This window comes from Hoylesella buccalis ATCC 35310, from assembly GCF_000177075.1.
In the GTDB taxonomy this organism is placed as follows: Bacteria; Bacteroidota; Bacteroidia; order Bacteroidales; family Bacteroidaceae; genus Prevotella; species Prevotella buccalis.
Genome location: NZ_ADEG01000037.1, coordinates 1 through 5,244, shown reverse-complemented (window position 1 = coordinate 5,244; position 5,244 = coordinate 1). Strand labels below are relative to the sequence as shown.

The following is a 5,244-nucleotide window of genomic DNA, read 5'->3' as shown; positions in this document are numbered from 1 at the left end:
TGCGCAGCATGTTCCGTAACTGCAGTTCCTTAAAATCGCTCAACTTGACTAACTTCAATACTGCAAACGTTACCGATATGCGCAGCATGTTCTTTGGCTGCAGGTCCCTGACATCGCTCAACTTGACTAACTTCAATACAAAAAAGGTTACCGACATGTATGGCATGTTCAATAACTGCAGCTCCCTGACCACCATCTACTGCAACGATGATTGGAGCGTGGGCGGCAAGGTAAAATACCACGACCACATGTTTATCAACTGCCCCAACCTGAAAGGAGAGGGAGCGGCGTACGATTCCAGCAAAACCGATATTGAGATGGCGAATCCCACCACGGGTTACTTCACAACCAAGACGAACACCGGCATTGACCATGTGACGGCTGCCAGCAAGGTGGGTGATGGCAAAATATACGACCTCAGTGACCGGCAGGTGAGCAAGAACTACAAGGGTGTTGTGGTCACGAACGGTCGCAAGATATTGCAATGCTAACCATTGATGGTCAATCATGTGCAATGGATCATGTACATTGGACCCTGTATGATTGATCCTGTATAATGGTTCATGCGTAATGTATATTTGACAGTTAACAATCGGCCTGTGCGTTAACGGATTATGATCCGAAGCCAAGCATACGCAGTCAGAGGGTCTGTATCCTCCTCAAAGCCCTTTGAAAAAGCGGTATGTCTTGTGTGTTTTCAATTGCATGGACTTTGAATGCCGAAGTCATGTGAATTGGGCACCAAAGTCCATGACTTTGGTACCCAATGTCATGGACATTGGCGCCCATGGTAGATAGTCTTGCGCACCTGTTGGATGGTTTACTCAAACTACATGCAGCAAACTTGGCAAGATGTTCTACATCCTTTTCGTGAAAAAGTGACAAAAGTAAGTAGAGTGGGGCAGAAGTGTCGAGCCATACACTTAGGATAGTTCGGATAATTCGAGCCATCTCATGCTTTTTTCATCCAGCTCTTCTTTTAAGGTGGGCAGCAGCATGCTCTTGGTTGTGAGGTCTTCAACTGTCAACTTTCCGCTGCATATCTCTTCTTCCAAATCCTTAATCTGTTGCTCCAGTTTTGTAATGTCCTCATCCAAAGCTTCAAACTCTCGTTTTTCTTTATAAGAGAGCTTTTTCTTTTCGTTGCTTCTGTAGTCTTTGGCAGCGGACTTCTCCTTCTTTTCTTCTGGCTTCTGCTCGATGGGTTTCAGACTGTTCCACTCTCTGAATTGCGTGTAATTGCCGGGGAAGTCTTGGATTTCGCCCTCACCCTTGAACACTAAGATGTGGTCAACTACCTTTTCCATGAAATACCTGTCGTGACTGATGACGATTACGCACCCGGGAAAGTCTTGCAAATAGTCTTCCAGTACCTGCAGTGTTTGAATGTCCAAATCGTTCGTAGGCTCATCAAGCACCAGGAAATTGGGGTTTTTCATCAACACCGTGCAAAGGTATAACTTGCGCAATTCGCCGCCACTGAGTTTGTAAACAAAGTTATGTTGCTGCTCGGGCGTGAACAAGAAGTGTTGCAGCAGCTGCGAGGCCGTCATGCTTTTGCCGCCACCCAGATTGATGTTCTCGGCAACGTCACTGACCACGTCAATCACTTTTTGCTGGTCGTCAAACTGTAATCCTTCTTGCGAGAAGTAGCCAAAGCGAACGGTTTCACCGATGTCGAACTTCCCGCTGTCGGGTTCAACGAGTCCCATTAACAACTTGATGAACGTTGATTTCCCCGTTCCGTTGTTGCCGATGATTCCTAATTTCTCAAATCTGGCAAAGTTGTAATAAAAGTCTTTCAGTATCACTTTGTCGCCCCAAGCCTTCGATACATATTGACACTCAAATATCTTGGAACCGATATACACGTTGCTCGATTTCAGTCTGATTTGTCTTTCCTCAACCTTTTGTTTGGCTACCTGTTGCAGTTCGTAGAAGGCCTCTTCACGATAGCGCGCCTTGTGTCCGCGAGCCTGTGGCATGCGCCGCATCCATTCCAGTTCGGTACGATACAAGTTGTTGGCCCGCGCCACCTCTGCCCGCTTGTTTTCGATGCGTTCTTGGCGTTTCTCCAGATAATAACTGTAATTACCGCGGTATGCGTAGATGCTTCGGTCGTCTAATTCAAGAATCGAATTGCACACGCGATCCAAGAAAAAGCGGTCGTGCGTCACCATCAGCAGCGTTTTGTTGCCCCGTGACAGATAGCTTTCGAGCCACTCTACCATTTCCAAATCCAAATGGTTGGTCGGCTCATCGAGGATGAACAGTTCGGGTTCTGTAATCAGAACGTTCGCCAAGGCCACCCGTTTTTGCTGTCCGCCACTCAGTTGTCCCATGGGTTGGTCAAGATCATCAATGTGCAACATCGTTAGTATTTGCTTGGCCTTTAATACTTTCTGTGGATCGCCTTGATGATTAAAGCAAGCGTCTAACACCGATTCGTTTTCATCAAACAGGGTCTTCTGTTCAAGATAACCAATCTTGAGATCTTTCTTCATGATAATCTCGCCACCGTCTTTGCCTTCCTTACCGGTAAGAACCGACAGCAAGGTAGACTTGCCAGTGCCATTCTGGGCGATGAGACCGATGCGCTGACCTTCGGCAACGGAGAAGGAGATGTTGTTGAACAAAACAAGATCGCCGAAAGATTTCGTTAGATTCTGAACGTCTAAATAAGGTATTGGTCCAGCCATGTTTACAACAGTGATTGGTTTATTTCATCAATATAAGCCAACAACTCTTCGCGGCCCGTTCGTTTTTCCGAACTCGTAATAAAGTAAGGTGGCAGTTCTTCCCAGGCATCTCTTAATTGTTCCATCCACTGGGCTGCATTGGCTTTCGCCTTCACCGTGCCCAGTTTGTCGGCTTTGGTGAACACAATGGTGAAGGGTATCTCGTTTTCTCCTAACCAATCGATGAAAGCACGGTCTATCTTTTGTTGCTCGTGACGCACGTCAATCAACACGAACAAGTTGACCAACTGCTCTCGTTGCAGAATGTAGGTGTTAATCATTTTCTCAATATCCGCCTGCACTTTCTTGGATCTCTTGGCAAATCCGTAGCCCGGCAGGTCTACCAAGTACCACTCGTCGTTAATCAAGAAGTGATTGATGAGAAGGGTCTTGCCGGGTGTGGACGATGTTTTGGACAGTCCCTTGTGGTTGCAGAGCATGTTGATAAGACTGGATTTCCCTACATTCGAGCGTCCGATGAATGCATATTCTATCCGATTGTCTTTGGGACACTTGTCAATGGTTGGCGATGATATGAGGAATTCGGCCTTCTTAATTTCCATATTCTTACGTTCTTTCTGCAAAGATAATCATTATTAGGCAAATATGCGGCGGCCATCAGATAATTCTTCGGGGAGGCTCGTTCTGTCAAATATATTTGGCAGTTTAGCCAACAACCGCTATCTTTGCAGAAGATAGGCTTCGCCTCAACAAAGTAAACAAGCTTTCTTTGTGTTCGGCTTGCACTATCTTTTCATAAGATAGGCTTCGCCTCAACAAAGCAAACAAGCTTTCTTTGTGTTCGGCTTGCACTATCTTTGCACAAAAAGAAAGTAGATATGAATAAATTTTTAACCAAGATAAGGCTGTTGCTCTTATTCGTGGTATGTAGTAACTTGTTGGCAAGTAAGGCCGATAATCTGAAAAAACGTGAGTTTCGAGGGGCTTGGATACAGTGTGTAAATGGCCAGTTCGAAGGAATGGGAACGGCCAACATGCAGCGCACGTTGAGTTATCAATTAGATGAATTGCAGAAGAATGGTGTCAATGCCATCATCTTCCAAGTCAGGGCCGAGTGCGATGCGCTCTATCAAAGTAGTTATGAGCCATGGAGTCGTTTCTTGACAGGCGTGCAAGGACAAGCGCCCTATCCTTTTTGGGACCCACTTCAATGGATGATAGAGCAGTGTCATCAGCGAGGGATGGAACTGCACGCATGGATTAATCCTTATCGTGCCAAAACCAAGAGTACTTCCGCTCTGGCCGGCAATCATATTGCCATCAAGCAACCTGGCAAGGTATTTTCGTATGCCGGACAGTTTATTCTCAACCCGGGCGACCCCGCCAACAGGGAATATATTTATAAGGTGGTTGACGACATTGTGCGTCGCTATGATGTGGATGGTTTGCACATCGACGATTATTTCTATCCTTATCCAGCTCCTGGTGAAGTCATTCCCGACGGTCGCGAATTCCAACTCTATAATAATGGATTGAAGAACGTCAATGACTGGCGTCGCTATAACGTCAACTTGTTCATCAAAGAGTTGGGAGAAAAGATACACCAGCGTAAGCCTTGGGTGAAATTTGGCGTTTCGCCCTTTGGTATTTACCGCAACAAGAAGAATGATCCAACACTTGGCAGTAACACTCGGGGATTGCAAAATTATGATGATCTTTATGCCGATGTCTTGTTGTGGGTGAACAAGGGTTGGGTAGATTATTGCGTTCCGCAGTTATATTGGCAAATCGGTCACCCAACGGCCGATTATGACACGCTCATCAGGTGGTGGAACCGTTATGCCGGTAACCGACCTTTATATATTGGCGAGAGTGTGGATCGTACAGCAAAGTATGCCGATCTACAGAATCCTAACAGCAATCAACTACCAGCAAAATTCCGTTTGCATGAGCAGATGTCGAATGTGAAGGGAACTGTTTTGTGGTATGCCAAGGCTGTGGTGGATAATGTAGGCAACTACGGAACGGCTCTTCGCAACTATTATTGGAAGTACCCGGCCTTGCAACCCGAGATGCCGTTTATTGATAGCAAGCGCCCAAAGAAACCTCGAAAGCTAAAACCCGTATGGACAAGCGACGGCTATATCCTGTTTTGGACAGAACCTCGTGGTAAAGATTGGGATGACGTAGCAACAAAGTATGTGGTTTACCGTTTCAACAAGGGAGAGCGTGTCAATTTGGACAATCCCTCCAAGATTGTCGCCATCACTACGGAAACGATGTATAAACTACCTTATGTCGATGGCAAAACCAAATATCGATACGTGGTTACTGCGCTTGACAGAATGAGTAACGAGAGCAAAGCTAAGAAAAAGAGCATCAAGCTGTAATACACTTTCCGCATTAGAGCTTCTAAAAAAGAATGGTGAAATGAAAATGGTAGGGGCGTGATTCATCACGCCCCCGCCTCATTTGAAATCATTGCCCCCCACCATGTAGGGACGTGACTCATCACGCTCCCGCCGAACGGCATTCATCAAAGGAT

Annotated in this window: 4 protein-coding genes; 2 read left to right on the top strand and 2 right to left on the bottom strand. The window is 46.1% G+C overall.

Annotated elements, in window-relative coordinates:
* A partial coding sequence (locus HMPREF0650_RS03150) for a BspA family leucine-rich repeat surface protein (RefSeq protein WP_040562296.1) occupies positions 1–491 on the top strand: 491 nt, incomplete at its 5' end.
* Positions 492–923: 432 nt separating this feature from the next.
* Here the strand turns inward: HMPREF0650_RS03150 and abc-f are convergent.
* Both abc-f and yihA read right to left on the bottom strand, forming a co-directional pair.
* Entirely contained in the window at positions 924–2,699 is a 1,776-nt protein-coding gene (gene abc-f / locus HMPREF0650_RS03145; protein ID WP_004348315.1) for a ribosomal protection-like ABC-F family protein, read from the bottom strand.
* Between the two features lie 2 nt (positions 2,700–2,701).
* The gene (gene yihA / locus HMPREF0650_RS03140) at positions 2,702–3,301 is read right to left on the bottom strand and encodes a ribosome biogenesis GTP-binding protein YihA/YsxC (RefSeq protein WP_004348314.1); all 600 of its coding nucleotides are present in this window, start codon (positions 3,299–3,301) and stop codon (positions 2,702–2,704) included.
* Between the two features lie 276 nt (positions 3,302–3,577).
* On the opposite strand from yihA, the gene HMPREF0650_RS03135 reads away from it, so the two are divergent.
* Positions 3,578–5,089 carry a glycoside hydrolase family 10-like protein gene (locus tag HMPREF0650_RS03135; protein WP_004348312.1) on the top strand — a complete coding sequence of 504 codons (1,512 nt, stop codon included), beginning with the start codon at positions 3,578–3,580 and terminating at the stop codon, positions 5,087–5,089.
* Positions 5,090–5,244 lie beyond the last annotated feature (155 nt).